Annotated in this window: 19 protein-coding genes; 11 read left to right on the forward strand and 8 right to left on the reverse strand. The window is 65.6% G+C overall.

Annotation, left to right across the window (positions count from 1 at the left end):
* Positions 1 to 3: 3 nt before the first annotated feature.
* The gene (locus tag ACVWZ5_RS01125; RefSeq protein ID WP_280070871.1) at positions 4 to 3,471 is read right to left on the reverse strand and encodes a response regulator; all 3,468 of its coding nucleotides are present in this window, start codon (positions 3,469 to 3,471) and stop codon (positions 4 to 6) included.
* A gap of 253 nt (positions 3,472 to 3,724) precedes the next feature.
* Here ACVWZ5_RS01125 and ACVWZ5_RS01130 point away from each other — a divergent pair, with 253 nt between their 5' ends.
* The gene (locus ACVWZ5_RS01130; protein ID WP_062573797.1) at positions 3,725 to 4,075 is read left to right on the forward strand and encodes a response regulator; all 351 of its coding nucleotides are present in this window, start codon (positions 3,725 to 3,727) and stop codon (positions 4,073 to 4,075) included.
* A 119-nt stretch (positions 4,076 to 4,194) separates the two neighbouring features.
* A complete protein-coding gene (locus ACVWZ5_RS01135; protein WP_062573796.1) occupies positions 4,195 to 4,482 on the forward strand; it encodes a hypothetical protein in 288 nt (95 codons plus the stop codon).
* An 8-nt stretch (positions 4,483 to 4,490) separates the two neighbouring features.
* Here the strand turns inward: ACVWZ5_RS01135 and ACVWZ5_RS01140 are convergent, their stop codons facing one another.
* From ACVWZ5_RS01140 to ACVWZ5_RS01150, 3 genes are all read right to left on the reverse strand, one after another.
* On the reverse strand, positions 4,491 to 4,748 hold the full coding sequence (locus ACVWZ5_RS01140; protein ID WP_062575712.1) for a DUF1652 domain-containing protein: 258 nt from the start codon (positions 4,746 to 4,748) through the stop codon (positions 4,491 to 4,493).
* A 207-nt stretch (positions 4,749 to 4,955) separates the two neighbouring features.
* Positions 4,956 to 5,861, reverse strand: coding sequence for a LysR family transcriptional regulator (locus ACVWZ5_RS01145; protein ID WP_028689398.1), 906 nt, complete (start codon positions 5,859 to 5,861; stop codon positions 4,956 to 4,958).
* Between the two features lie 127 nt (positions 5,862 to 5,988).
* Complete coding sequence (locus ACVWZ5_RS01150) at positions 5,989 to 6,531, reverse strand: RrF2 family transcriptional regulator (RefSeq protein WP_062573795.1); 543 nt, start codon at positions 6,529 to 6,531, stop codon at positions 5,989 to 5,991.
* 271 nt (positions 6,532 to 6,802) lie between these two features.
* Between ACVWZ5_RS01150 and ACVWZ5_RS01155 the strand changes: the two genes are divergently transcribed.
* The 4 genes from ACVWZ5_RS01155 (at position 6,803) to ACVWZ5_RS01170 (ending at position 13,997) form a co-directional block, all read left to right on the forward strand.
* On the forward strand, positions 6,803 to 8,005 hold the full coding sequence (locus ACVWZ5_RS01155; protein ID WP_280070872.1) for an NAD(P)/FAD-dependent oxidoreductase: 1,203 nt from the start codon (positions 6,803 to 6,805) through the stop codon (positions 8,003 to 8,005).
* A gap of 259 nt (positions 8,006 to 8,264) precedes the next feature.
* Positions 8,265 to 9,848 carry a methyl-accepting chemotaxis protein gene (locus tag ACVWZ5_RS01160; RefSeq protein ID WP_375547227.1) on the forward strand — a complete coding sequence of 528 codons (1,584 nt, stop codon included), beginning with the start codon at positions 8,265 to 8,267 and terminating at the stop codon, positions 9,846 to 9,848.
* 217 nt (positions 9,849 to 10,065) lie between these two features.
* Positions 10,066 to 11,673: a methyl-accepting chemotaxis protein gene (locus tag ACVWZ5_RS01165; RefSeq protein ID WP_411830193.1), complete on the forward strand. Its 1,608-nt coding sequence runs from the start codon at positions 10,066 to 10,068 to the stop codon at positions 11,671 to 11,673.
* A gap of 143 nt (positions 11,674 to 11,816) precedes the next feature.
* Complete coding sequence (locus tag ACVWZ5_RS01170) at positions 11,817 to 13,997, forward strand: ATP-binding protein (RefSeq protein ID WP_457340349.1); 2,181 nt, start codon at positions 11,817 to 11,819, stop codon at positions 13,995 to 13,997.
* On the opposite strand, the gene ACVWZ5_RS01175 is transcribed toward ACVWZ5_RS01170, so the two are convergent.
* Both ACVWZ5_RS01175 and ACVWZ5_RS01180 read right to left on the reverse strand, forming a co-directional pair.
* On the reverse strand, positions 13,987 to 16,161 hold the full coding sequence (locus ACVWZ5_RS01175; protein ID WP_457340350.1) for an ATP-binding protein: 2,175 nt from the start codon (positions 16,159 to 16,161) through the stop codon (positions 13,987 to 13,989). The two genes, ACVWZ5_RS01170 and ACVWZ5_RS01175, sit on opposite strands and share 11 nt — an antisense overlap.
* An 87-nt stretch (positions 16,162 to 16,248) precedes the next feature.
* A complete protein-coding gene (locus ACVWZ5_RS01180) occupies positions 16,249 to 16,881 on the reverse strand; it encodes a LysE family translocator (RefSeq protein WP_186599862.1) in 633 nt (210 codons plus the stop codon).
* A 107-nt stretch (positions 16,882 to 16,988) separates the two neighbouring features.
* On the opposite strand from ACVWZ5_RS01180, the gene ACVWZ5_RS01185 reads away from it, so the two are divergent.
* Positions 16,989 to 17,768: an RHS repeat-associated core domain-containing protein gene (locus ACVWZ5_RS01185; RefSeq protein WP_230962657.1), complete on the forward strand. Its 780-nt coding sequence runs from the start codon at positions 16,989 to 16,991 to the stop codon at positions 17,766 to 17,768.
* 389 nt (positions 17,769 to 18,157) lie between these two features.
* Positions 18,158 to 18,391, forward strand: a complete 234-nt coding sequence (locus ACVWZ5_RS01190) for a hypothetical protein (RefSeq protein ID WP_028689390.1) — start codon at positions 18,158 to 18,160, stop codon at positions 18,389 to 18,391.
* A 34-nt stretch (positions 18,392 to 18,425) separates the two neighbouring features.
* Here the strand turns inward: ACVWZ5_RS01190 and ACVWZ5_RS01195 are convergent, their stop codons facing one another.
* Together ACVWZ5_RS01195 and ACVWZ5_RS01200 are read right to left on the reverse strand one after the other, a co-directional pair.
* On the reverse strand, positions 18,426 to 19,178 hold the full coding sequence (locus tag ACVWZ5_RS01195) for an anti-sigma factor family protein (protein WP_062573789.1): 753 nt from the start codon (positions 19,176 to 19,178) through the stop codon (positions 18,426 to 18,428).
* Positions 19,175 to 19,693 (reverse strand): sigma-70 family RNA polymerase sigma factor, encoded by a 519-nt coding sequence (locus tag ACVWZ5_RS01200; RefSeq protein ID WP_062573788.1) that lies wholly within the window; start codon positions 19,691 to 19,693, stop codon positions 19,175 to 19,177. Before ACVWZ5_RS01200 ends, ACVWZ5_RS01195 begins: the two co-directional genes overlap by 4 nt.
* 132 nt (positions 19,694 to 19,825) lie before the next feature.
* On the opposite strand from ACVWZ5_RS01200, the gene ACVWZ5_RS01205 reads away from it, so the two are divergent.
* The 3 genes from ACVWZ5_RS01205 to ACVWZ5_RS01215 all read left to right on the forward strand — a co-directional run bounded on the left by ACVWZ5_RS01205 (position 19,826) and on the right by ACVWZ5_RS01215 (position 22,681).
* Positions 19,826 to 20,872 (forward strand): catalase family peroxidase, encoded by a 1,047-nt coding sequence (locus tag ACVWZ5_RS01205; protein ID WP_301141015.1) that lies wholly within the window; start codon positions 19,826 to 19,828, stop codon positions 20,870 to 20,872.
* Positions 20,869 to 21,393, forward strand: a complete 525-nt coding sequence (locus ACVWZ5_RS01210) for a cytochrome b (protein ID WP_186599861.1) — start codon at positions 20,869 to 20,871, stop codon at positions 21,391 to 21,393. The genes ACVWZ5_RS01205 and ACVWZ5_RS01210 overlap by 4 nt, the downstream gene beginning before the upstream one ends.
* 82 nt (positions 21,394 to 21,475) lie before the next feature.
* A complete protein-coding gene (locus tag ACVWZ5_RS01215) occupies positions 21,476 to 22,681 on the forward strand; it encodes an MFS transporter (RefSeq protein ID WP_301141012.1) in 1,206 nt (401 codons plus the stop codon).
* Positions 22,682 to 22,719: the final 38 nt, after the last annotated feature.

The raw sequence follows: 22,719 nt of genomic DNA on the forward strand, positions 1-22,719 counted from the left end.
ATTTCAGATTCGCTCCAATTGCGGCAGCCAGACCCGGATCAGCGAGAACAGGCGGTCCAGGTCGATCGGTTTGGCCAGGTAGTCGTTGGCCCCGGCCTGCAGGCAGCGCTGCTGGTCGTCCTTCATCGCCTTGGCGGTCACGGCGATGATCGGCAGCTTGCGCCAGCGTGGCTGTTGGCGGATCAGGCGGGTGGCCTCGTAACCGTCCATCTCCGGCATCATCACGTCCATCAGCACCAGGTCGATGTCGTCGTTGGCCTCCAGGCACTCGATGGCCTCGCGCCCATTGCGGCCGATCTCGACGATGGCGCCCTTGTGCTCCAGGGCGCTGGTCAGGGCAAAGATGTTGCGCACGTCGTCGTCCACCAGCAGGATCTTGCGCCCCTCGAACACCTTGTCGCGACTGCGCGCGGTCTTGAGCATGCGCTGGCGTTCGTTGGACAGCTGCGACTCGACCTTGTGCAGGAACAGCGTCACCTCGTCGAGCAGGCGCTCGGGCGAACGCGCGCCCTTGATGATGATCGAGCGCGAATACTTGAGCAGGTCGGCCTCCTCCTCGCGGGTGAGGTTGCGCCCGGTATAGACGATCACTGGCGGGAAGCTGCGAATATCCTCGGCGGTCATGCGCTTGAGCAGCTCGTTGCCGAGCATGTCAGGCAGCTTGAGGTCGATGATCATGCAGTCGTAGATGTTCTCGCGCAGCAATGCAAGGGCGTCCTGGGCCATGGCCACCGCGGTGATCTGGATATCGTCGTCGCCGATCAGGCGGGCAATGCTCTCGCGCTGCAGGTCATCGTCCTCCACCAGCAGGATGTGCTTGAGCTTCTGCGTGAGCTTGGCCTCCAGGCGGCCGAACACCGCCTTGAGCTCCTCGCGGCTGGTGGGCTTGACCGCGTAGCCCACCGCGCCCATGTGCATGGCCGCCTCGACGCGGTCCTCGACCGAGATGATATGCACCGGGATATGTCGGGTGCCGGCCTGCTCTTTCAGGCGCTGCAACACGGTGAGCCCGGAATGGTCGGGCAGGCGCATGTCCAGCAGGATGGCGTCGGGCAGGTACTGCGCGGCCAGCTCGAAGCCTTCGTCGGCGGCATGGGCGACCAGGCAGCTGTAGCCCAGTTCGTGGGCCAGGTCGAAGAGGATGCGGGCAAAGTTCGGCTCGTCCTCGATCACCAGGATGCAGCGGTTGTCGAACGGCGCCTGGGCGCGGTCGTCGGCGAAGGTCGGGGCCGGACGCTCGGTGCGCACCGGCGCCGCTACCGCCGGTGCCGGCGGCAGTTCATCGACCGCCGGACGCAGGCTGTGCACCTCGACTTGCTGCGTCAACGGTTCGAAGTGCTCGGGCAGGATCAGACTGAACACGCTGCCCTGCCCCGGGCTGCTGTCGACGTTGATCTGCCCGCCCAAAAGGTGCGCCAGGTCACGGGAGATCGACAGGCCCAGCCCGGTGCCGCCGTAACGACGGTTGCTGGTGCCGTCGACCTGGTGGAAGGCGCCGAAGATCGCCTTCTGCTGGTCGGCGGCGATGCCGATACCGGTATCGCGCACCGCGAAGACGATGCCCAGGCCGGCCTGGTGGCTGATGCCCAGGCTGACCTGGCCGCGCTCGGTGAACTTGATGGCGTTGGACAGCAGGTTCTTGAGGATCTGCTCCAGGCGCTGGCGATCGGTGAACAGGGTCGCCGGCAATGGTTGCTCGAGCTTCACCTCGAAGCCCAGGCCCTTGTCCTGGGCCAACGGCTGGAACATGCCCCGCAGGCCATCGACCAGGCGCTCCAGCGGGGTGCTCTCTGCGCGCACCTCCATCTTGCCGGCCTCGACCTTGGCGATGTCGAGGATATCGTTGATCAGGTTCAGCAGGTCGTTGCCGGCCGAATAGATCGACTCGGCAAACTTGACCTGCTCCCCGCTGAGATTGCCCTCGGCGTTCTCGGCCAGCAGCTTGGCCAGGATCAGCGAGCTGTTGAGCGGCGTGCGCAGCTCATGGGACATGTTGGCGAGGAACTCGGACTTGTACTTGCTCGAACGCTGCAGGTCGTCGGCACGGGCCTGCAGTTCGACCTGGGCCTGGTTCAGCTCGCTGTTCTTGCGGTCCAGGGCCTCGGTGCGGTCGGCCAATTGCTCGTTGGTCTGCTCCAGTTCCGCCTGCTGGGTCTCCAGGTGGGCCTGGGACTCCTTGAGCACCCGCGACTGCTCCTCGAGCTCTTCGTTGGCGGTCTTGAGCTCCTCCTGCTGCACCTGCAGTTCCTCGTTGAGCTGCTGGGTCTCGGCCAGCACCTCCTGCAGGCGCTGGCGGTAGCGCGCGCTCTCGATGGAGATACCCAGGTTCTCGGTGATCCGCTCCAGCAGCTCCACGTCTCGGTCCTGCAGCGCGCGCAGGAAGCCCAGTTCCAATACACCATTGACCCGCCCGTCGTCGTGGGACGGCACCAGCACGCCGCTGCGTGGCAGGCCCTGGCCCAGGCCCGAGCTCAAGCGGTAGTAGTCCTCGGGCAACGCGTCCAGGCGCATCAGGCGCCCTTGAACCACCGCCTCGCCCAACAAGCCGGCATGATCGCCCAGGCGCGGCTCGCTGCCCTGCTGTTCGGCGTCCAGGCCGTAGGTGGCGACGCGCACCAACTGGCCATGTTCGTCGCGTACGTACAGCGCGCCGACCACGCTGCCCAGATAGCCGGCGAAGAAGCGCAGGATATTGTCGCCGAGCATGGGCAACGTCAGTTGCCCCAGCACCTGCTCGGCCAGCTGGGTCTGTCCGGCGCGCAGCCAGGCCTGGTGTTCCAGGCGCTCGGCGGCGCGTTGCTGGGCCTCCAGGTTCGCCACGTAGCTGGACGACAATGCCAGCAGGTCGCGCCGCCCCAGGTAGGCGAGCAAGGCGCTGAGCGTGACGATGAACAATATGAAGGCCGAGATCGCCGTGACCGTAACCGTGCTCACCGTCTCGTTGCGCGTCGTGCGCAATTGCTGCTCGGAGTTGATAAAGGCGTCGAATTCACTGCGGATCTCGTCGGTCAGGCGCTTGCCCCGCCCACGACCGATCGACGACGTTACGTCGCCCTGGTTGCGACGCTGACTGATCATTTCGTTGCCGAAGGTGTTCCACTCGCGCTGCAAGGCCGCGATGCGGTCGATACGGTCGACTTGCTGGGGGTTGTCCGCCACCATCACCTTCAACGAGTCCAGGCTACCCAGGATACGTGGCTTGGCCACCTCGTAGGGGTCCAGAAAGCGCTCCTCGCCGGTCAGCAGGAAGCCGCGCATGCCGGTCTCCATGTCGATCGACAGCTTTATCGCCTCGTTGGCATTGCCGATCACCCGGTCGGTGTGCTCGACCCACTGCATGGCCGAGAGCAGGTAGTTGATCACCGCGACAAACGCCACGGCACCGAGTAGCCCCACGCCCAGGGGCAGGCCGACATTGCGGCTCAGCAGTTTGCGAAAGCTGCGTTGGTCCATCGAGGCTGCTTGAATCATCTGAAAGTGCCCGAGTGAAAAAAATCCATTGAACAGTCCGACGGCTACGTCTTGTAAATACTGCCTGTGCCAGACTGCCGGAGAATACAGCGAGTCTAACCAGCTTTGGTGGATCTGGCAGGGCATTTAGCCAGTATTTGAAGCCTGTCTGCTGCAATCGTTCCATCTATTTGCCCATGCCGTTAAGCTTGGGAACTTCTGCCATCGCCTTGCGCACAGAGTAGAGACAATCCATCGAAACAGGATCCGCCCCATGCACCTTCTGGTAGTCGAAGACGACGACATCGTACGTATGCTGATAGTCGAAGTGCTCGACGAACTGGGCTACACCACTATCGAGGCCGACAGCGCCGGCGCGGCCCTGAAGATCATCGAGGATCCCGACCAGGCCCTGGACCTGTTGATGACCGACGTCGGCCTGCCCGACCTGCGCGGCGAGGAACTGGCCGCCGAAGCCCGCAAGGCCCGGCCAGGGCTTCCGGTGCTATTCGCCAGCGGCTATGCAGAGAGTGTCACCGTGCCCGAGGACATGCACCTGATCAGCAAGCCGTTCAGCATCGATCAACTGCGCGATAAAGTGCAGGAGATTCTGGGCCCGCCATAGCGGACCGCCTTCGGCACAAGGCCGCTCCTTGGCGTCCGGCAAAGGCTGAAATATTTTGAACGTCTTGTGCTTTTAAGCTTCCAACGTTCGAGGTATGCCTCTTTCGCCGGAAAGCCACCATGAAAATGCCCTGCCGCGCCCCCTGCGCCTTGCTGGAACTGGACTTCGTCCGCGATACCCTGTTCGGACCGATGGCCCAGCGCGCCGAATGCCAGGTTCAGCTGGCCGCCGTCAATCTGCAAGGTCGCCCAGCTTTGCGCCTGCATATCCAACCGCCTTTGCCGGTGAAGATGGAAAAGGCCCACAGTGTCGCCTTCGCCTGGGAGGGGCGTAGCTACCGCGGACTGGTCCGCGACTACGTCAAATGCGGCGATGGCGGAATCAACCTGCTACTTGAGCTGCAATAAACCTTCCGCTAAGCGATAGCCTTACGCACACCTGGCTGAACACGCTGTGCTTTCACACGAGCGACCAATCCCAACAAATCATGGCACGAATTGAGACTGGCCACAGGCACGCCGGTCACGGTCAGGCAGTCGTCCAGGCTCTCGCCCTGTCCGAGGCGAATGGTAAGGTGTTCGCCGTCCGGGCAGCTCACCTCGCAGCGGTCAGGCAGGCAGGCCTGTTCGATCATCTGCCGCATCTCAAGCATTGAAACGCCAATCAACGACATGGTACGACCCTCTCTGTACTGGATGGCCTGTAGGATGTGGTACGCCCTCGGCTGGCGTGTCACCAATTGATATTGCCCATGCCTGGGTACAGGTCCATTCGCCCAGGCAATGACTACGTCGAAGTGCCTCTAGCACCTTAGTGGAAGAAAGCACCGGCAGGTCGACGTTCGATCGTCAATGTCAATTTCGCGACGGGTGGTCGCCACCTACAGTTGCGCCAGCTCCTCACGGCAGAACTCCACGAACAATTGCGCCGGTTTGGTCAACTGCACGCGCTTGAGGTGCGCCGCCGCCAAGCCCGACAGCGCCACGGGCTCGGTGATGTCAAGGGTCACCAGGCGCTGCCCGTCATAGGTAAACTCGGAGTGCGGCCGGGTCACCAGCAGCGAGAAGCCAAAGCCCTGCCCCACCATGCCCCGGACCATTTCGATGGACGGCGAACTGAAGACAATGTTCGGCGTCAGTCCCAGCTCATTGAACAGGCTGACGAAGTAGGTGCGGCTCGGTGCCACGTCGAGCAGGATCATCGGCTCCGGGCACAGGTCGCGCAGCGATACCTGGGTTTGCCCTGCAAAACGGTGCTTTTCCGGCAGCAGCACGTAGGGTTTCTGCGCCGGCATCAGCGGCTCGGTTTCAATGGTGCCGTCCAGATCATGGTCGTAGAGGAACGCCAGGTCGAAAGTGCCCGCCGTCAAGCCCTGGATCAGGTCCTGCTGTTCGCCGTCGCGCAGGCGGATATCCACCCCCGGATAACGCTGGCGGAAACCGGCGATCAGCCGCGGCAGGTACAAAGGCGCCACGGTCTCGAAACAGCCGATGTCGATCTGCCCGGCCACCGTGTCATTGTCGGCCAGGGCGTTCTGCTCGAACTCATGGGCCATCTGCAGCAGGGCCCGGGTCTTGGCGTAGAAGCGCTTGCCGCTGGGCGTCAGCGACACGCCCTGGGCGTGATGGCGGATGAACAGCTGCACGCCGAAGCTCTCTTCCAGGCTCTTGATCGCGGTGGAGATCGACGGCTGGGCGATATACAGCTGGCGCGAGGCCTCGGCGACGCTGCCGGCCTCCACCGTGGTAACGAAGTACCTGAGTTGGCGCAAGGTATAGGAAGCCACGTTGACCTCTCACGGGATCTTTTCTGCCAGCTTACCTCGGCTTGACGCCTATGCGCCGATCGCCCAGGCAAGGATTTACCTTGAGGTTGAGTACAATTTTCCGTTGCGCCGCCAAACCGCCCCCTCGTCAGACGGTCTGCAACGGAATTTCCCCGGCACCGCCCTTGCCGTCGCGCCGCTCGCTCATCCAGTCATTGACCTTCTGTCCGAACTCGGCCGGCGCCTTGCGCCCGAAGCGCCGCGCCAGGTCGAGGATGGTCTGCTGGGCCAGTGCCTCCTCCATGCGCTTCTGCGCCCCCAGCATCACCGCATGGATCGCGCAGGTGCCTTCGCTGGCCCAGGTCGGCGCGGCGCCTTCGAACACCGCGCAACGCTCGCGGATCTCCCGGCAATCGAAGAGTTTCTTCGGCCCGTCGATAGCCGTGACGATATCCAGCACGGTGATCTCGTCGGAAGGTCGCGCCAGGCGGAAGCCACCGCGCACGCCTTCGGTCGCCGCCACCAGTCCGGCGCGGGCCAGCTTGGTGAAGACCTTGGCCAGGTATTCCTGGGGCACGCCCTGCAACTCGGCCAGGTCGCGCACACTGGACTCGCGGCTGTCGCCACGCTCGTCCACCAAAAACAGCAGGCAGTGGATGCCGTATTCGACGCCGGCGCTGTAAAGAGACATGTCAATCTCCGACTAGATATGTCGCAAATAGTACGCCCTTCATCGGTGACAGGCAAAGCTGGGCGGCGCCGTCCGTCGCTGCACAGGCATATCAACAGCCCCGCAGAAGCAAGTAAGCACGCTGGCTACAGCCAATGCACCAGGGCTTGCGAACGCACGCCTCGGGAAAAAACACTTGCCGATATAAACTGCGACAAATACAGTCGTAGTTATTCGACAGGCTGTGAACGCCTCATCGAAGACCTTTTTCCTATCCTTGCGGAGCACCCACATGACCTCTCGTATCCTGATCATCGGTGCCGGCTTTGCCGGTGTCTGGAGCGCCCTGAGCGCCGCCCGCCTGCTTGACCAGGCCCAGCGCGGCGACGTGCGCATCAGCGTGCTGGCCCCGCAGCCGCAACTGCGCATCCGTCCACGCTTCTACGAGACCGACGTTCACACGCTGCAGGCACCGCTGGAGGCCTTGTTCGACGTGGTGGGCGTGGAATTCATCCATGGCACCGCCGACAGCATCGACAGTGCTGCCCGCCAGGTCGGCTATCGCGATGCCGATGGCCTGCCGCAGCAGCTCGCCTACGACCGTCTGATTCTCGCCGCCGGTAGCCAGGTGGCCCGCCCCGCCGTGCCGGGCCTGGCCGAGCACAGCTTCGATGTCGACCAGATGGAATCGGCCGTGCGCCTGGAACAGCACCTGCACGGCCTGGCCAGCCTGCCCGCCTCGCCGGCACGCAACACCGTGGTGGTCTGCGGCGGCGGCTTCACTGGCATCGAGACCGCCACCGAAATGCCGCAGCGCCTGCGCGCCATCCTCGGCGAAGGTCATGCCCGCGTGGTGCTGATCGACCGGGGCGCCAGCGTCGGTGCCGCCCTCGGCGCCGGGATCACCCCGGCCATCGTCGCCGCCAGCGAACAGGCGGGTGTCAAATGGTTGACCGGCACCTCGGTGGTGGCGGTGGATGCCGGCGGCGTGACCCTGGACAACGGCGAATACATCGCCAGCAAGACCGTGATCTGGACTGCCGGCGTCAAGGCCAGCCCGTTGACCGCGCAGGTGGCCGGCGAACGTGACGGTTTCGGTCGCCTGCGGGTCGACGATCACCTCAAGGTGATCGGCCAGGCGCACATCTATGCCACCGGCGACGTGGCCTGGGCGGCGGTGGACGAGTTGGGCAACCATGCCCTGATGACCTGCCAGCACGCCATCCCCATGGGCCGCCACAGCGGCAACAACGCCATGGCCGACCTGCTGGGCGTGGCGCCGGTGGCGTACCGCCAGCCCAAGTACGTCACCTGCCTGGATCTTGGCGACTGGGGCGCCGCGTACAGCGAAGGCTGGAACCGCGAACTGAAGCTGCAGGGCCGGGAAGGCAAGGACCTCAAGCGCCAGATCAACTCGGTATGGATCTACCCGCCAGCCGCTGACCGCGCCCAGGCCCTGGCGGCAGCCGACCCGCTGATTCCGATCGTCGCATGAACGAAAATAATAGGCCCGTCCCGGAAGTGACGGGCCTGTTTGCATGCGTCATTACATTGAACGACTGGTCAATAATGGTGGCGTTATGTCATCATTCAGAAAAAACAACATGAACCGTGAGGATATAACCCCTTTCGCAGTGCATCGAGAGCCTTTCCAGCCGAGCCCGGTCAGTCCGCGCTCTTGACGCCTGCCAGCCACCGTCAAGGAGCGTCGCATGCAGTTACGGAACATGAAGATCGGTATTCGGGCAGCAGGAATGTTCACCCTGCTCGGGGTCCTGGTCCTGGCCCTGGGCCTGATCGCCCTCTACGAAACCCGGCGGATGGACAGCGCCACCGACGAAATCCGTCTCACCTGGATGCCCTCCGTACTCGCCCTGGGCGAGGTCAGCAGCAACCTCGGCCGGGCCCGCGCCCTGACCCTGCGCAGTGTCCTGGAGGACAGCAGCAGCGCCCGCCACGCCACCCTGGACAAGATCGTCCAGATCAACCAGCAGCTCGAAAGCGACCTCAAGACTTACGAGCGCACCATCAACGCTGCGGATGACCGCGCCCTGTTCGACACCTTCATGGGCCTGAGCGAACGCTATCACGCATTGCAGCAAGCCATCCGCGCCGCCGCCGGCAATGACCGACTGGACGAGGCCCGACGCCTGGTCAACGGCCCGCTGGCCGAGTACGCCGACAGCATGATGAAAGCCCTGGCCGCGCTGGTCGACTACAACAACAAGGGCGCCGAGCAAGCCTCGCTGCGCAGCAGCGCGGCCTCCGACGAAGCCTTCAGCCTGATCATCGCCGCCATTGCCGTGATCACCCTGGCGCTGATCGGCATCGCCACCCTCCTCACTCGCAGTATCGTCGTGCCCCTGGCCGACGCCGTTGCCGTGGCCGAGCGGGTCGCCACCGGCGACTTGACCCGCGAGATCGTCGTGCTCGGCCGCGACGAGCCGGCCTTGCTGCTGGGCGCCCTGAGTCGCATGCAGCATAGCCTGCGCGACACCCTGCGCAGGATTGCCGCATCTTCCGATCAGTTGGCCTCGGCCTCCGAGGAGCTGCACTCCGTCACCGAGGACACCAGCCGCGGCCTGCACCAGCAGAGCGCCGAGATCGACCAGGCCGCCACCGCGGTCAACCAGATGACCGCCGCCGTCGAAGAGGTGGCGAGCAACGCCGTGAGCACCGCCGATGCTTCCCAGGGCGCAGATCGCACCACTCGTGATGGTCGCGACCAGGTCAACCAGGCGCTGGCCTCGATCCAGCACTTGGTCGATGACGTGACCGATACCTCCGGGGAGATCGAGCAACTGGCCAGCCACGCCAACCAGATCAGCCAGGTGCTGGACGTGATCGGCGCCATCGCCGGGCAGACCAACCTGCTGGCACTCAACGCTGCCATCGAGGCTGCCCGCGCCGGCGAGGCCGGCCGCGGCTTCGCCGTGGTCGCCGACGAGGTGCGCGCCCTGGCCCATCGCACCCAGCAGTCCACCGCTGAAATCGAACAGATGATCGACGGCATCCAGACTGGCACCGAACGCGCAGTCAGCGCCATGCACAACAGCCAGGGTCGCGCCAGCGGCACCCTGGCCGTGGCGCAGTCGGCCGGTCAGGCCCTGGAACTGATCGCCGAAGCGATCGCCACCATCAACCAGCGCAACCTGGTCATCGCCACCGCCTCCGAGCAGCAGGCCCAGGTGGCCCGGGAGGTGGACCGCAACCTGGTGAACATCCGCGACCTGGCGATGCAGACCTCGGCCGGCGCCAACCAGACCAGCGCGGCGGCACAGGACCTGTCTCGCCTGGCGGTGGAATTGAACGGGATGGTGGCGCAGTTCAAGGTCTGAGCGACCGTGTTGCATCGCGGGTCGAACGCAAACGGGCTTCCACCAGATGGCGCATGGCGCCATTTGCTGGGAGCCGACCTACGCAGGGAGAGGTGCCGGCAAATAGGAAAATACGCCGCAACACGTGCGACCTGGCGACTATCCCCCAACAGTCCCCGACATCATGCTCCTGACGTTTGCATTCTGACGTCGAGGAACATCCATGCTGTTGAGAAATATGAAGATCGGCAAACGGGCGACCAGCCTGTTCACGCTGTTGGCCGGCCTGGTCCTGACCATGGGCCTGGTGACCTTGTACGAAACCCGCCAGATGAGCGATGCCACCGACGAGATCCGCGGCAACTGGCTACCTGCCTTGATCGCCCTCAATGAGATCGGCGGCACCCTGGCTCAGGAACGCGCCGCCACGCTGCGCGCGGCGCTGGAGGAAGACACCGGCGAAAACGCCAGCATCAACCTGCTCAACAGTATCGAGGAAGAGATCCAGCAGGACCTCAAGGATTACGAGAAGACCATCTCCGACGCCCAGGACCGCAGCCTGTTCAATGCCCTCCTGACGGCGCGCCAACAATACATCCAGCAGCAGCAGCTGGTGCTCGGGAACATCGACGCCGGACGTATGGCTGAAGCCAGGCGCCAGATCAGCGGCCCGCTGATGCTGAGCGCCGACCGCATGATGGACAGCATGTCCGCGCTGGTCGCCTACAACTACACGGGCGCGCAAACAGCCTCTCGCCTCAGCGGCGCGGTCAGCGAGCAAGCATTCGTCGTGATCATCATCGCGCTGTTGCTGATCGTCCTGGCACTGATAGCCATCGCCGTCCTGTTCACCCGCAGCGTCGTCTCTCCGCTGGCCGAGGCCGTCGCGGTCGCCGAGCGTGTCGCCACTGGTGACCTCACCCGCGAGATCATGGTCGTCGGCCAAGACGAGCCGGCGTTGCTGCTCCACGCCCTGCGACGCATGCAGCAGAGCCTGCGCGACACCATCGGCAAGATCGCCGCATCCTCCGACCGCCTGGCCTCGGCCTCCGAGGAGTTGCACAGCGTCACCGAGGACACCAGCCGCGGCCTGCAGCAGCAAAGCACCGAGATCGACCAGGCCGCCACCGCGGTCAACCAGATGACCAGCGCCGTCGAGGAAGTGGCAAGCAATGCCGTGAGCACCGCCGAGGCCTCCCAGGGCGCCGACCAGACCACCCGTGAAGGCCGAGACCAGGTCAACCAGGCACTCGCCTCGATCCAGCACCTGGTCGACGATGTCACCGGTACGGCGGAAGAGATCGAACAATTGGCCAACAGCGCCAACGACATTACCCGGGTACTGGATGTGATCGGTTCGATCGCCGGACAGACCAACCTGCTGGCCCTCAACGCCGCCATCGAAGCCGCTCGCGCCGGTGAGGCCGGTCGTGGTTTTGCGGTGGTTGCCGACGAGGTGCGTGCCTTGGCACATCGCACCCAACAATCGACCGCCGAGATCGAGCAGATGATCGGCGGTATCCAGAGCGGCACCGAGCGTGCGGTCAGCGCCATGCACAGCAGCCAGGGCCGCGCCAGCGGTACCCTGGAGGTGGCGCAAGCGGCCGGTCAGGCCCTGGAGCTCATCGCCCGGACCATCGCCTCGATCAACCAGCGCAACCTGGTGATCGCCAGTGCCACGGAGCAACAGGCCCAGGTGGCGCGCGAAGTGGATCGCAACCTGGTGAACATTCGCGACCTGGCGCTGCAGACAACGACCGGGGCCAACCAGACCAGCGCCTCGGCCCAGGACCTTTCGCAGTTGGCGCTGGAGCTGAACGGCCTGGTCGCGCAGTTCAAGGTCTGAATAGACTCTTGGGTCAAGCCCGCTCCCACAATTGAACGCCGGCATCAGTGGTAGCGGGCCAGCACGGCCCATGCAAAATCCCTCGCCAAGCGCCGCGTCTCGGTGCACCCTGATGCTCTCACGCACAAGGACCCGCACCGCTCATGGCGAAATGGCTCGACGGCGGCGGCCTCATGGCCGAACGCATCCGCAACCACGACTGGTCGTCTACCCCCCTGGGCCCCCTGGCCAACTGGCCTGACGTGCTCAAGACCACGGTCGCCCTGTGCCTGGCCTCGCGCTTTCCCCAGGCCGTGCTCTGGGGCGACGAGCTGATCACCCTGCACAACGATGCCTTCAGCGAGATCCTCGGCAACAAGCCCTCGGCCCTGGGCCGCCCCTTCAGCGCGGTCTGGCAGGAAGCCTGGAGCGATATCCGCCACCTGGCCCAACGCGCCCTCGATGGCGAAGCCGTGTACATAGAGGACTTTCCCCTGCTGATCGAGCGCCACGGCAGCCCGGAGCGCGCCTACTTCACGTTCTGCTACAGCCCCATTCGCGACCATGACGGCCAGGTGGTCGGCATGATCGACACGGTCACCGAGACCACCGCCAGCGTGGTCGCCAACCAACGCCTGAAATTTCTTGACACCCTCAGCCGGGCGGCGGCCAATGCCACGGATCCGGAGCGGATCATGGCTATCACCACGCGCCTGCTGGGCGAGCATCTGCACCTGTCGAGCTGCGCCTACGCCGTGATGGACCCTGACGAGGACGGCTTCACCATCTGCGGCGACCGGGTCGCGCCAGGCTCACCGCGCCTGCTCGGCCGGTACCGCCTGGGCGACTTCGGCGAGCTGGCCGTCAGCCGCCTGCGCGCCGGACTGGCGCTGGTGATCAACGACAACCTCACGCAGTTGCCGGCCTGCGAATCGGCGACCTTCCAGGCCATCGGCATCACCGCGACACTTTGCATGCCATTGATCAAGGAAGGCCGCCTGACCGCACTGATGGCCATCCACGACAAGCTGCCAAGGACCTGGACCCGCTACGAACAGACCCTGCTCAACGAGGTGACCGGACGCTGCTGGGCACATATCCAGCGAGTCCAGGCCAACGCACAGGTGCGCGAGGCGCTGACGGCCCTGGAGGCGCTCAACGCCACCCTCGAACAACGTGTGGAGGAGCGTACCGAGCAGCTCCTGCACACCGAGGCCGTGCTGCGCCAGGCCCAGAAGCTCGAGGCCATCGGCCAGCTGACCGGCGGCGTGGCCCACGATTTCAATAACCTGCTGACCATCATTCGCTCTTCCCTCCACTTCCTGCAGCGCCCGGATCTCGACGAAACGCGCCGCAGCCGCTATTTCAAGATCGTGTCCGACACCGTCGACCGCGGCGCCAAGCTCACCGGGCAACTGCTCGCCTTTGCCCGGCGCCAGGCCCTCAGCCCGCAGGTGTTCGATGCTGGCCCACAGCTCAAGGCCATGGCCGAGATGCTCGACACCGCCACTGGCGCACGTATCCAGGTCAGCCTGGAGTTGCCCGACACGCCCTGCCATGTGCATGCCGATCTCGGCCAACTGGAAACCGCGGTAATCAACCTGATGATCAATGCCCGCGACGCCATGGCCGGGGTCGGCACCTTGCGCCTGCGCCTTGAAGGCGACCAGCATTTGCCTGAGATTCGCGGCCAGCCGGCACAGGACGACCGCTTCGCGGCGATCTCGGTGATCGACGGCGGCGTGGGCATCGCCCCGCACCTGCTGGAGCGCATCTTCGACCCGTTCTTCACCACCAAGGCCTCCGGACAGGGCACCGGCCTGGGCCTGTCGCAGGTGTTCGGCTTCGTCAAGCAGTCCGGTGGCGATGTGCGGGTGGTCAGCGTCGAAGGACAAGGCACCACCTTCACCCTGTACCTGCCACAGGTGTCCCAGCCTGACGCCGAGGAGCCCGGCGTGACCGCGCAGCTCGCGCCACAGGGCGACCGCAAGCGCATCCTGGTGGTGGAGGACAACCCGGATGTCGGCAGTTTCACCGCGCAGATCCTGCGCGACCATGGCTACCAGATCAGTTGGGCGACCTCGGCCGAGGACGCGCTGGCCCAGCTCGCGGCCGCCCGGGGCGGATTCGATGCGGTGTTCTCCGACGTGGTCATGCCGGGCATGGGCGGCCTTGCCCTGGCCAGGGAGCTGCGTCACAGCCAGCCGCAGCTACCGGTGATCCTCACCTCCGGCTACAGCGAGGCGATCGCCGAGGGTGGCCACCAGGGTTTCGCCTTCCTGGCCAAGCCCTATTCGGCCGAACAGGTGTGCCAGATGCTCGGGGATGTGTTGGCTAGGACTTGAGCAGTCGCGCCAGGCTCTGTCCCAGCTCGTCCTGGCGAAATGGCTTGCGCAGCACCTCGAAGCCATGCAGCTCGTGTGGCGTCAGGTTGGCGTAGCCGGTGATGATCAACACCGGCAGTTGCGCCAGCCGCTCGCGCACCTGCTGGGCGAAACGCACGCCGGTGGTTTCGGCCATGACATGGTCGGTCAGCAGCACATCGGGCAACAGCCCCTTGTCCAGCAACGCCAGGGCCTGGGCCGGGCCCTCGGCCTCGGTCACCTCGTACCCCAGGGCACGCAGTTGCAGGAGCGTGGCCTGGCGCACCAGCGGCTCGTCATCCACCAGCAGCACGCGCGTCGGGCGTCGCGCCCGCGAAACCTCGACCGGCATGGCCACTTCATCTACCGCGTCCTGCTCGCTGGCCGGCAGCCACAGGGTCGCTTCGGTGCCCCCGCCTACCCGCGAGCGAATGCCAAAGCCACCACCGGACTGCAACGCCAGGCCCTGCACCATGGGCAGCCCCAGCCCGGTGCCGCGGCCGACGCCCTTGGTCGAATAGAATGGCTCGATGCAATGCGCCAGCACGTCCTCGCTCATGCCGCAGCCGTTATCGGCAACCTGCATCCACACCAACGGGCCTGTCTGCAGGCCGGGTGGCCTCGGCGTAGCGTCGCTGTCGAGACCGGCACGTATGGTCAATTTGCCACCCTCGCCCATGGCATCGCGGGCGTTGACCACCAGGTTCAGCAACGCCAGCTCCAGCTGGTGCGGATCCACCAGCACGCCCGGCAACGCCGCCTCGACACTGACCTCGATGGCAATGGTAGGCCCCAACGAGCGGACGATCAGTTCTCGCATTTCCTCCACCAGCGCCGCCAGCGATACCGTCGTGGGCTTGAGGGTCTGGCGCCGGGCAAAGCTGAGCAGGCGCCCAACCAGGTTGCGCGCCCGCTCGGCCGCCTGCAGGCCGCCATCGATCAGGCGCTCGGCGCGCTCCGACTGAGGATGGCGGCGCAGCAGTTCGAGGGAGGCGATGATCGGCGTCAGCATGTTGTTGAGGTCGTGGGCGATGCCCCCGGAGAGCTGGCCAATCATCTCCATCTTGCGCGCTTCGTGCAGTTGCGACAGCGACGCTTCGCGCTGGCCAAGCACCTTGGCCACCCGGTCTTCCAGGTTTTCGTTGAGTGCATGCAAGGCGCGCTCGGCGCGGGCATGGGTGACCGCCGACCAGACTTGGCGGGCGGCCTCCTGGACCAGCAGGCACTCGCTCTCGGCCCAGGCATGGGGGGTATGGAAATGCACCGCGAGCACCGCCTCCAGGCGCTCGGCGCGCAGCACCGGCACGTGCAATGTCGCACACAAGCCCTTGAACCGTGCCGGTGCGCTCTTGCTTGGCTCATAGTTGCGCTGCACAGCCTGACCGGCCAGCAGCGCCTCGCGCAACGCCGGGTCCAGGGCCGAATACTGGTTCAAGCCGACCATCGAGGGCACCTCGGTGGCCCACTCCTGGGCGACCCGGTAGCGCCGGCCATCGCCCAGGTCCTCACCGAAACAGACCCGCGCCGCGCCCAACTCCTCACCCAGGCGGCGCACCGCGTGGGCCTCGATGCGCTCGGCCTCGCCCAGGCCTGGCAAGGCCTGGCGCAGCTCCTGGAGAAATGCTTGGCGTTGCTGGAAACGTACCCGCTCGGTGGTGTCGGTGACGATGCACAATACACCACCCACCCCACCGTCAGCCTCGCGCACAGCGGAGTAGGAGACGTCGAAAAAGGCGGTTTCACCCAACCCATGCCGTTCGATATAGAACGGCCGGTCCCGCGCCGAAAAGGTTATGCCGGTTTCACGCACCCCGCGCAGCAGCGGCTCGAGATCGTCCCACAGTTCGCTCCAATGCTCCTGCCCAGGCCGGCCCAGCGCCCCGGGGTGCTTGCTGCCGATGGTTGGCCCGTAGGCATCGTTGTACAGCGCGATGTACTGCGGCCCCCAGAACAACACAATCTGCGCCTGCGCCGGCAGCAGCATGGCCACCACCGACTGCAGCACCGGCGACCAGCCATCCGGCGCCCCGAGCGGGGATTGCCGCCAGTCCATCGCCTGCAACAGGCAGCTGACTTCGCCACCGCCGTTCAGAAAGCTCGGCAGCGCTTGCAGGTTGGCGGTCTTGCTCTGCTGGCGCACTTTCATGTCTCGGCAGTCCCGGGCACGTTTTCTTTCCTATGAGGGTAAGAAATCGCCCACTGGCAAAACGTTCCATCAGAATGACGCCGACGATCAGCGGCGCCCTTCGGCCAGCATGCGCAGCGCCAGCGCCGCCAGCACCGTGCCCATAAGCCAGCGCTGGAGCTGCTGCCACAGCGGCCTGCCGGCCAGGAACACGGCAATGGAGCCGGCCATCAGCGCAATCAGCGCGTTGACCGTGACACTGATGGCGATCTGCGTGCCGCCCAGCACCAGCGACTGCGCCAGCACGCTGCCGTGGCCCGGCTCGATGAACTGCGGCATCAGCGACAGGTACATGACCGCGATCTTGGGGTTCAGCAGGTTGGTCAGAAAGCCCATCATGAACAGCCGGCGCGGGCTGTCCGCCGGCAGGTCGCGGACCTGGAACGGCGAGCGTCCACCCGGGCGCAGCGCCTGCCAGGCCAGGTACAGCAGGTACAGCGCACCGCCGATGCGCAGGGCGTCGTAGGCGAACGGCACGGCCATGACCAGCGCGGTGATGCCCAGCGCGGCGCAGAGCATGTAGAAGACGAACCCCAGCGCCACCCCCGCCAGCGAGATCAGCCCGGCACCACGCCCCTGGCAGATGGAGCGGGAGATCAGGTAGATCATGTTGGGGCCCGGGGTCAGCACCATGCCCAGGCTGATCAGGGCGAAGCCCAGCAGGTTGGAGGGTTCGGGCATTGCAAGTCCTCTTTGTCGGTAGTGCCATACCTGGCATTTTTGCCAGTTTCACTGGCCAGGGGCGCACGTTAACGTGGATTGGTCATTTCTGAACAGTGGGTGGGACAGTGGTTGATCCAGATACCAGGCTGCTGGCAGGCGACTTGGCAGGCTCCGTGCTGATGGCGTCGCGGGGGGCACTGCGCCATGGGTTCGTTTTCTCGGCTTACGGCCATGATCCGGTCCAGGCGGTTGTCCGCGCGCAGCTTGGCTTCAATGGCGTGATACGGGAACTGTTGACGGGCTGTTACCTGCTCGGCAATGGGCATCGTGCGTTCAGCCCGACATTGATGCGGTTCCACTCGCCGGACGGACTTAGCCCGTTTGCGGCGGGTGGGATCAATGCCTATGGGTATTGCGGGGGGGATCCGGTGAATCATGTGGATCCTGATGGGAGAATGACCAAGTATTTAACAGCATTCACTAACCATCAGACCACAGATGCCACTGCCGCCATCCAGCGACTTAGCCAAATCATCGAAAATACGCCAACCCACCAACTTAGCGAGCTGAAAAACAACCAGCTACATAATTCGCGAATGATCGACGCAATTAATAAGAATGCACTAGTCCACGCAGAAAAAATGCCAACCATAGGCCAGTTAGTACAAGGTAAAGCCACGTATGTACCGCCAAGCTCGGGCATCACGCACGAAGCCTACGAACTCATTGGTGACATTTCTGCTCAAGGGGCAAAGGTACAGGTCGCATTTAGTGAGCTTGTCATAAGTCCAACTCCAGAACTAAAACTGAATTATTATCGAGAAGTTGGAAAATACATCGTAGGAACCACGATATTAGTCGATCACTTCAGAAACAGTGGTGGACTTCCCGACGCAACTTCCTAGATACACTGGGTTATTTTTTACACCTTCGTTCTTGAAACCCCTGCTCTCCCCCGGTAACCTTCGCTCGCTGCTGTAAGTCCAGCAGCCGGGTTTGGTAGCCCGCGATCAATCAAGGCGCACAAGCGCCCGCTCAGCGATTCAGTCGGCGCTTTTTTGTGTCCGCTGTTTCGTTCAATGGCGGCTGTGCGCAGGGCGCCCCCGTGCGCGCCGGTTTCCTTGATTCCCGGTCTACCAACCTGCGTTCAGCCGTCACCATTCGTTTGGTAGCGAACTGTGGCGGCTCCATTGAATCAAGGAGCGACACAATGACAAAAGGCTTACCTGATCCCCCGTCCCGCGCCACCACGGCGCACTCCAGCTTCGGCAACTGCGAATGCAGCCACCCGTCCCTGTTCGCCGTGCGCGAAGGCGTGGACTTCGAAGACGCACTGGTGCACCTGTCCACCCTGCTCAAGGGCGCATTCGCCACCAACCTCAAGGCCATGGAACTGGCGACCGGCACCTGCCACGACCTGCTGCTGGGCAACGATCACGGGCTGGATGCGGCCAAGGCGGTGGTCGAGGCATTGCTCGACGGCGTGGAAATGCAGCAAGTGGAAAAGGCCCGCCTGCGCACGGTCTGAAACCGTGCAGGTCGATGCGCCGGCCTCGACCTGCCTACAGGCTGACACCCAGCGTCCGGCGCAACGACTCGCCGCGAGCGTCATCCGCCGCGCTGACCAGGGCAAAGTTGTAGTCGCCATGGGACCAGTAGCGGGCCTGCAACTGGCCGTCGGTGCGCTGGCCGCTGGGCATGCGCTCGAAATGCTCGCCAGGCGAACGCAGGAACAGGCTGATGCGCTGCCCCTGGCGGTCCTGGAACACCAGCAGCGCCGCCGGCCCCGCCTCGTTGCTCAGCAGGCGCGCGCCGACCGGCTGCAGGCCATAACCGGACAGGTCCGGCAGCTGGCCGACACGGTTGAAATGACGCCCCAGCCATTCCTGCAGCCGCCCCGGATCGCTGGCCTGGATATCCAGCGCGGCCGCGTCGGCGAACAGCCGGTGGGCCTCTACCGCGTCGGCCATGGGCAGCATGCCGGCGAACAGCGTCGCCTGACGCGCCTGCCAGCCGCCCAGGCCGCCCAGGCCCACCGCCAGCAACAGCACCGCCGCCTGTGCCAGGCGCCATTGCCGACGCTGGCGCAGGCGGCGACGCAAGGGCGCCAGGTCCAGCGCCGGGTCGCTGGGCTGCTCGCCGAAGCCCGCAAGGGCCGCCCGCAGGCGTCGGGCATCGTCGCGCCAGGCCTCGATGCGCGCCGCCTCCTGGGGATTGGCCGCCAGCCACGCCTCGACCTCGACCCGGCGCGCCGGCGCCAGGCGCTCGTCGACATAGGCGTGCAACTCGTGCTCGGTGGGGATCAGGCGTGTCATTTGAGTCTCCGCAAGGCCGGGGGCGTGGGGTTGCCCTCGGTCAGTTCACGCAAGGCGGCGCGGGCGCGCGACAGGCGCGACATCACCGTGCCGATGGGAATGCCGAGGGTGTCGGCCGCCTCCTTGTAGCTCAGGCCCTCGACGCTGACCAGCAGCAACAGTGCCCGCTGTTCCGCCGACAGCCGGGCAAAGGCGCGCAGGTCGGCCTGGGCCAGGACGATGCTCTCGATCTCGCCACCGGTCGGTTCCTCGGCCTGGCCCCGACCGAACCAGGCCAACCAGCGGGCATGCAGGCGCTCGCGGCGCTTGCCGTCGAGGAACAGCCGGTAAAGGATGGTGAACAGCCAGGGTCGCAGGCTGTCGGCATCGCGCTGCTGGCCACGGCGGCTCAAGGCACGCTCGACCGTGGCCTGGACCAGGTCGTCGGCACCGCCGGGCTCGCGGGTCAGCCACAGGGCGAAGCGGCGCAGGCGTTGCAGCAGCTCGCGCCATTGTTGGTCGTCCAGATCGTGCATGGTCGGGTTCCGGGCCCCAATGGGCTGTCAGTGTAATGGGCAGACGGCCCGGCACGAAATCTATTCCCCCGGCGGGAATAAATCGTTCTCCCTTGCGTCGTACCGACTCATTCCACCTGACCGGAGCATCCCATGACCACTCCCCTGCATGGCCCCGCCAAGGCCCTGCGCCTGGCCGCCATCGGCGCCACCCTCGCCGCCCTCGGTGCGGGCTTCGCCTATGCCGCCGGCTGGATCGGCGCGCCAGGGCTGACCCCGCAGCGCATCATCGACACCTTCGAGGCCCAGGCTGGCCATTATCCCGGTTACCGGAAGAACCATGCCAAGGGCCTGTGCGTCAGCGGTTACTTCCAGGCCAGCGGACAGGCCGCGGCGCTCTCCAGCGCCCGGGTGTTCAGCCAGGCCCAGGTGCCGGTGATCGGCCGATTCGCCATCGGCGGCGCCAACCCGTTCGCCCCGGACACCGCCATACCCGTACGCAGCCTGGCGATTCAGTTGAGCAGCGATGACGGACAGGTCTGGCGCACCGGCATGAACAACCCGCCTGTGCTGGCGGTGAGCACGCCCGAGGCGTTCTACCAGCAGGTACTGGCTGGGGCTCCAGACCCGGCCACCGGCAAGCCGGACCCGGTGAAACTGCAGGCGTTCTTCGCCAGCCACCCGGAAAGCGCTGCGTTTCGCCAGTGGGCGGCCAGCTACAAGCCCAGCGACAGCTTCGCCAGCACCGCCTACAACAGCATCAACGCCTTTCGCCTGATCGATGCCCAGGGCAACGCCCAGCCGGTGCGCTGGGCCCTGGAGCCGCAGACCGCGTTCACCGCCCTGCCCGCCCAGGTCGATGACAAGCAGTTCCTCCAGCACGACCTGCAGCAGCGCCTGGCGCAAGGCCCGTTGCGCTGGACCCTGCGCCTGACCCTGGCCGAGCCCGGCGACCCGGTGGACGACCCCGCCCGGCCCTGGCCCGCCGAACGCCGCAGCATCGACGCCGGCACCCTGGTGCTGGAACAGGTCGACGGCCCCGAGCAAGGCGCCTGCCGCGACCTGAACTTCGACCCGCTGATCCTGCCCCAGGGCATCGAACCATCCGCTGACCCGATCCTCGCCGCCCGCTCGGCCGCCTATTCGGTGTCGTTCAACCGCCGCAGCCACGAAGCGCTGAGCGAAGGAGCCCGCCCATGACCGCCACCGCCTTCCACCCCCTGGCCCGCCTGCTGCACTGGCTGATGGCCGTGCTGATCCTGGCCATGCTGTTCATCGGCGTGAACATGGTCGGCGACCTGTCGCCACGGCATCCGCTGCTGGTCGAGCTGCACAAGGCCACCGGCCTGGCCCTGCTGGTGCTGGTGATCCTGCGCATCGCCCTGCGCCTGGGCCTGCCGCACCCGGCCTTGCCCCGCGACCTGCCCCGCCTGCAACGGCTGGCCGCCGGCGCCTCGCACCTGTTGCTGTACGGCCTGATGCTGGCCATGCCGCTGCTCGGCTGGGCCATGCTCTCGGCCGGCGGCTATCCACGGCCCCTGCAACTGCCCGCCATCGCGCCCCACGACCTGCAGCTGTACGCCGTGCTGCGCCAGGCCCACGGCTGGGCGGGCTACCTGCTGTTCGCCACCGTGCTGCTGCACCTGGGCGCGGCCTTGGTGCATGCCCTGGTGCGCCGCGACGGCGTCTTGCGTAGCATGTGGCCAGGCCCGCCGCAGTGAATGAGGATTGCCGGGGTCGACACATGTAAATAATTATTACTAACATTGGCGCTCATTTCGTCGAACTGCCCCGGACTGCCCCATGAACGTTGCAAAGGACCCTGCCACTTTGACCCCCGCCAGCACCCTGGACCTGCGTCCACTGATGCTGGTGAACATGGCCTGCACGATGTCGATGATGGCCTTCGTCGCCCTGATCGGCCCCATCGCCCGCCTGCTGGGCATGGCCACCTGGCAGGCCGGCGCGGCGGTGACCGTGGCCGGCGTGGTCTGGGTGCTGCTGGCCCGGCCCTGGGGGCGCCTGGCCGACCGCTATGGCCGACGCCGCGTGCTGCTGCTGGGCAGTGGCGGTTTCACCTTGGCGTACTGGGTGCTGTGCCTGTTCATCGACGGCGCGTTGCGCTGGCTGCCGGGCGCGAGCGTGGCGTTCTTCGGGTTGATGCTGGCCCGCGGCTTGATCGGCGCCTTCTATGCCGCGCTGCCGGTAGGTGGCAACGCCCTGATCGCCGACCATGTCGAACCCCAGCGTCGGGCCCGGGCCATGGCTTCGCTGGGGGCGGCCAATGCCGTCGGCCTGGTGGTCGGGCCGGCACTGGCCGCGCTGCTGTCGCGCTACAGCCTGAGCCTGCCGTTCTATGCCATGTCGCTGCTGCCGGCCACGGCGTTCGTGGTGCTGCTGTTCAAGCTCAAGCCCCAGCCATTGGCGCAAAGCCGTGCGCCCAATCCGGTGCGCCTGTCCGACCCACGCCTGCGCCGCCCGCTGTTGGTGGCCTTCAGCGCCATGCTGAGCATCACCGTGTCGCAGATCGCCGTCGGTTTCTTCGCCCTCGACCGCCTGCGCCTGGAGGCCGGCGACGCCGCCCAGGCCGCGGGCATCGCCCTGACCTGCGTGGGCGTGGCGCTGATGCTGGCGCAGGTGTTCCTGCGCAGGCTCGAGTGGCCGCCAGCGAAAATGATCCGTATCGGCGCCAGCATCTCCGGGCTGGGTTTCGCCGCCGCCGCGCTGGCCACCCAAGCGCCCTGGCTGTGGGGCGCGTTCTTCGTCGCCGCGTTTGGCATGGGCTTCGTCTTCCCGGCATTTTCCGCCCTGGCGGCCAACGCCATGCAGGCCGGCGAACAAGGCGCCACCGCGGGCTCGATCGGCGCCGCCCAGGGCATGGGCGCGGTGATCGGGCCACTGGCGGGTACCCTGGTCTATGCCCTCGACCCGCGCCTGCCGTTCCTCGCCGTGGGTGCCCTGCTGTTGCTGGTGGGGTTGTGGCCGGTAGCGGCCGACCAGCGTCACTGAGACGCACAGCGCGCAAGCCTGCAGAGTGTGTTTTAATG

Source organism: Pseudomonas sp. TE6283 (assembly GCF_054060555.1).

Coding starts and splice junctions, on each gene's coding strand:
- ACVWZ5_RS01125 (WP_280070871.1), bottom strand. CDS start 3,471: ATGATTCAAGCAGCCTCGATGGACCAACGCAGCTTTCGCAAACTGCTG.
- ACVWZ5_RS01130 (WP_062573797.1), top strand. CDS start 3,725: ATGCACCTTCTGGTAGTCGAAGACGACGACATCGTACGTATGCTGATA.
- ACVWZ5_RS01135 (WP_062573796.1), top strand. CDS start 4,195: ATGAAAATGCCCTGCCGCGCCCCCTGCGCCTTGCTGGAACTGGACTTC.
- ACVWZ5_RS01140 (WP_062575712.1), bottom strand. CDS start 4,748: ATGTCGTTGATTGGCGTTTCAATGCTTGAGATGCGGCAGATGATCGAA.
- ACVWZ5_RS01150 (WP_062573795.1), bottom strand. CDS start 6,531: ATGTCTCTTTACAGCGCCGGCGTCGAATACGGCATCCACTGCCTGCTG.
- ACVWZ5_RS01155 (WP_280070872.1), top strand. CDS start 6,803: ATGACCTCTCGTATCCTGATCATCGGTGCCGGCTTTGCCGGTGTCTGG.
- ACVWZ5_RS01160 (WP_375547227.1), top strand. CDS start 8,265: ATGTTCACCCTGCTCGGGGTCCTGGTCCTGGCCCTGGGCCTGATCGCC.
- ACVWZ5_RS01165 (WP_411830193.1), top strand. CDS start 10,066: ATGAAGATCGGCAAACGGGCGACCAGCCTGTTCACGCTGTTGGCCGGC.
- ACVWZ5_RS01170 (WP_457340349.1), top strand. CDS start 11,817: ATGGCGAAATGGCTCGACGGCGGCGGCCTCATGGCCGAACGCATCCGC.
- ACVWZ5_RS01175 (WP_457340350.1), bottom strand. CDS start 16,161: ATGAAAGTGCGCCAGCAGAGCAAGACCGCCAACCTGCAAGCGCTGCCG.
- ACVWZ5_RS01180 (WP_186599862.1), bottom strand. CDS start 16,881: ATGCCCGAACCCTCCAACCTGCTGGGCTTCGCCCTGATCAGCCTGGGC.
- ACVWZ5_RS01195 (WP_062573789.1), bottom strand. CDS start 19,178: ATGACACGCCTGATCCCCACCGAGCACGAGTTGCACGCCTATGTCGAC.
- ACVWZ5_RS01200 (WP_062573788.1), bottom strand. CDS start 19,693: ATGCACGATCTGGACGACCAACAATGGCGCGAGCTGCTGCAACGCCTG.
- ACVWZ5_RS01205 (WP_301141015.1), top strand. CDS start 19,826: ATGACCACTCCCCTGCATGGCCCCGCCAAGGCCCTGCGCCTGGCCGCC.
- ACVWZ5_RS01210 (WP_186599861.1), top strand. CDS start 20,869: ATGACCGCCACCGCCTTCCACCCCCTGGCCCGCCTGCTGCACTGGCTG.
- ACVWZ5_RS01215 (WP_301141012.1), top strand. CDS start 21,476: ATGAACGTTGCAAAGGACCCTGCCACTTTGACCCCCGCCAGCACCCTG.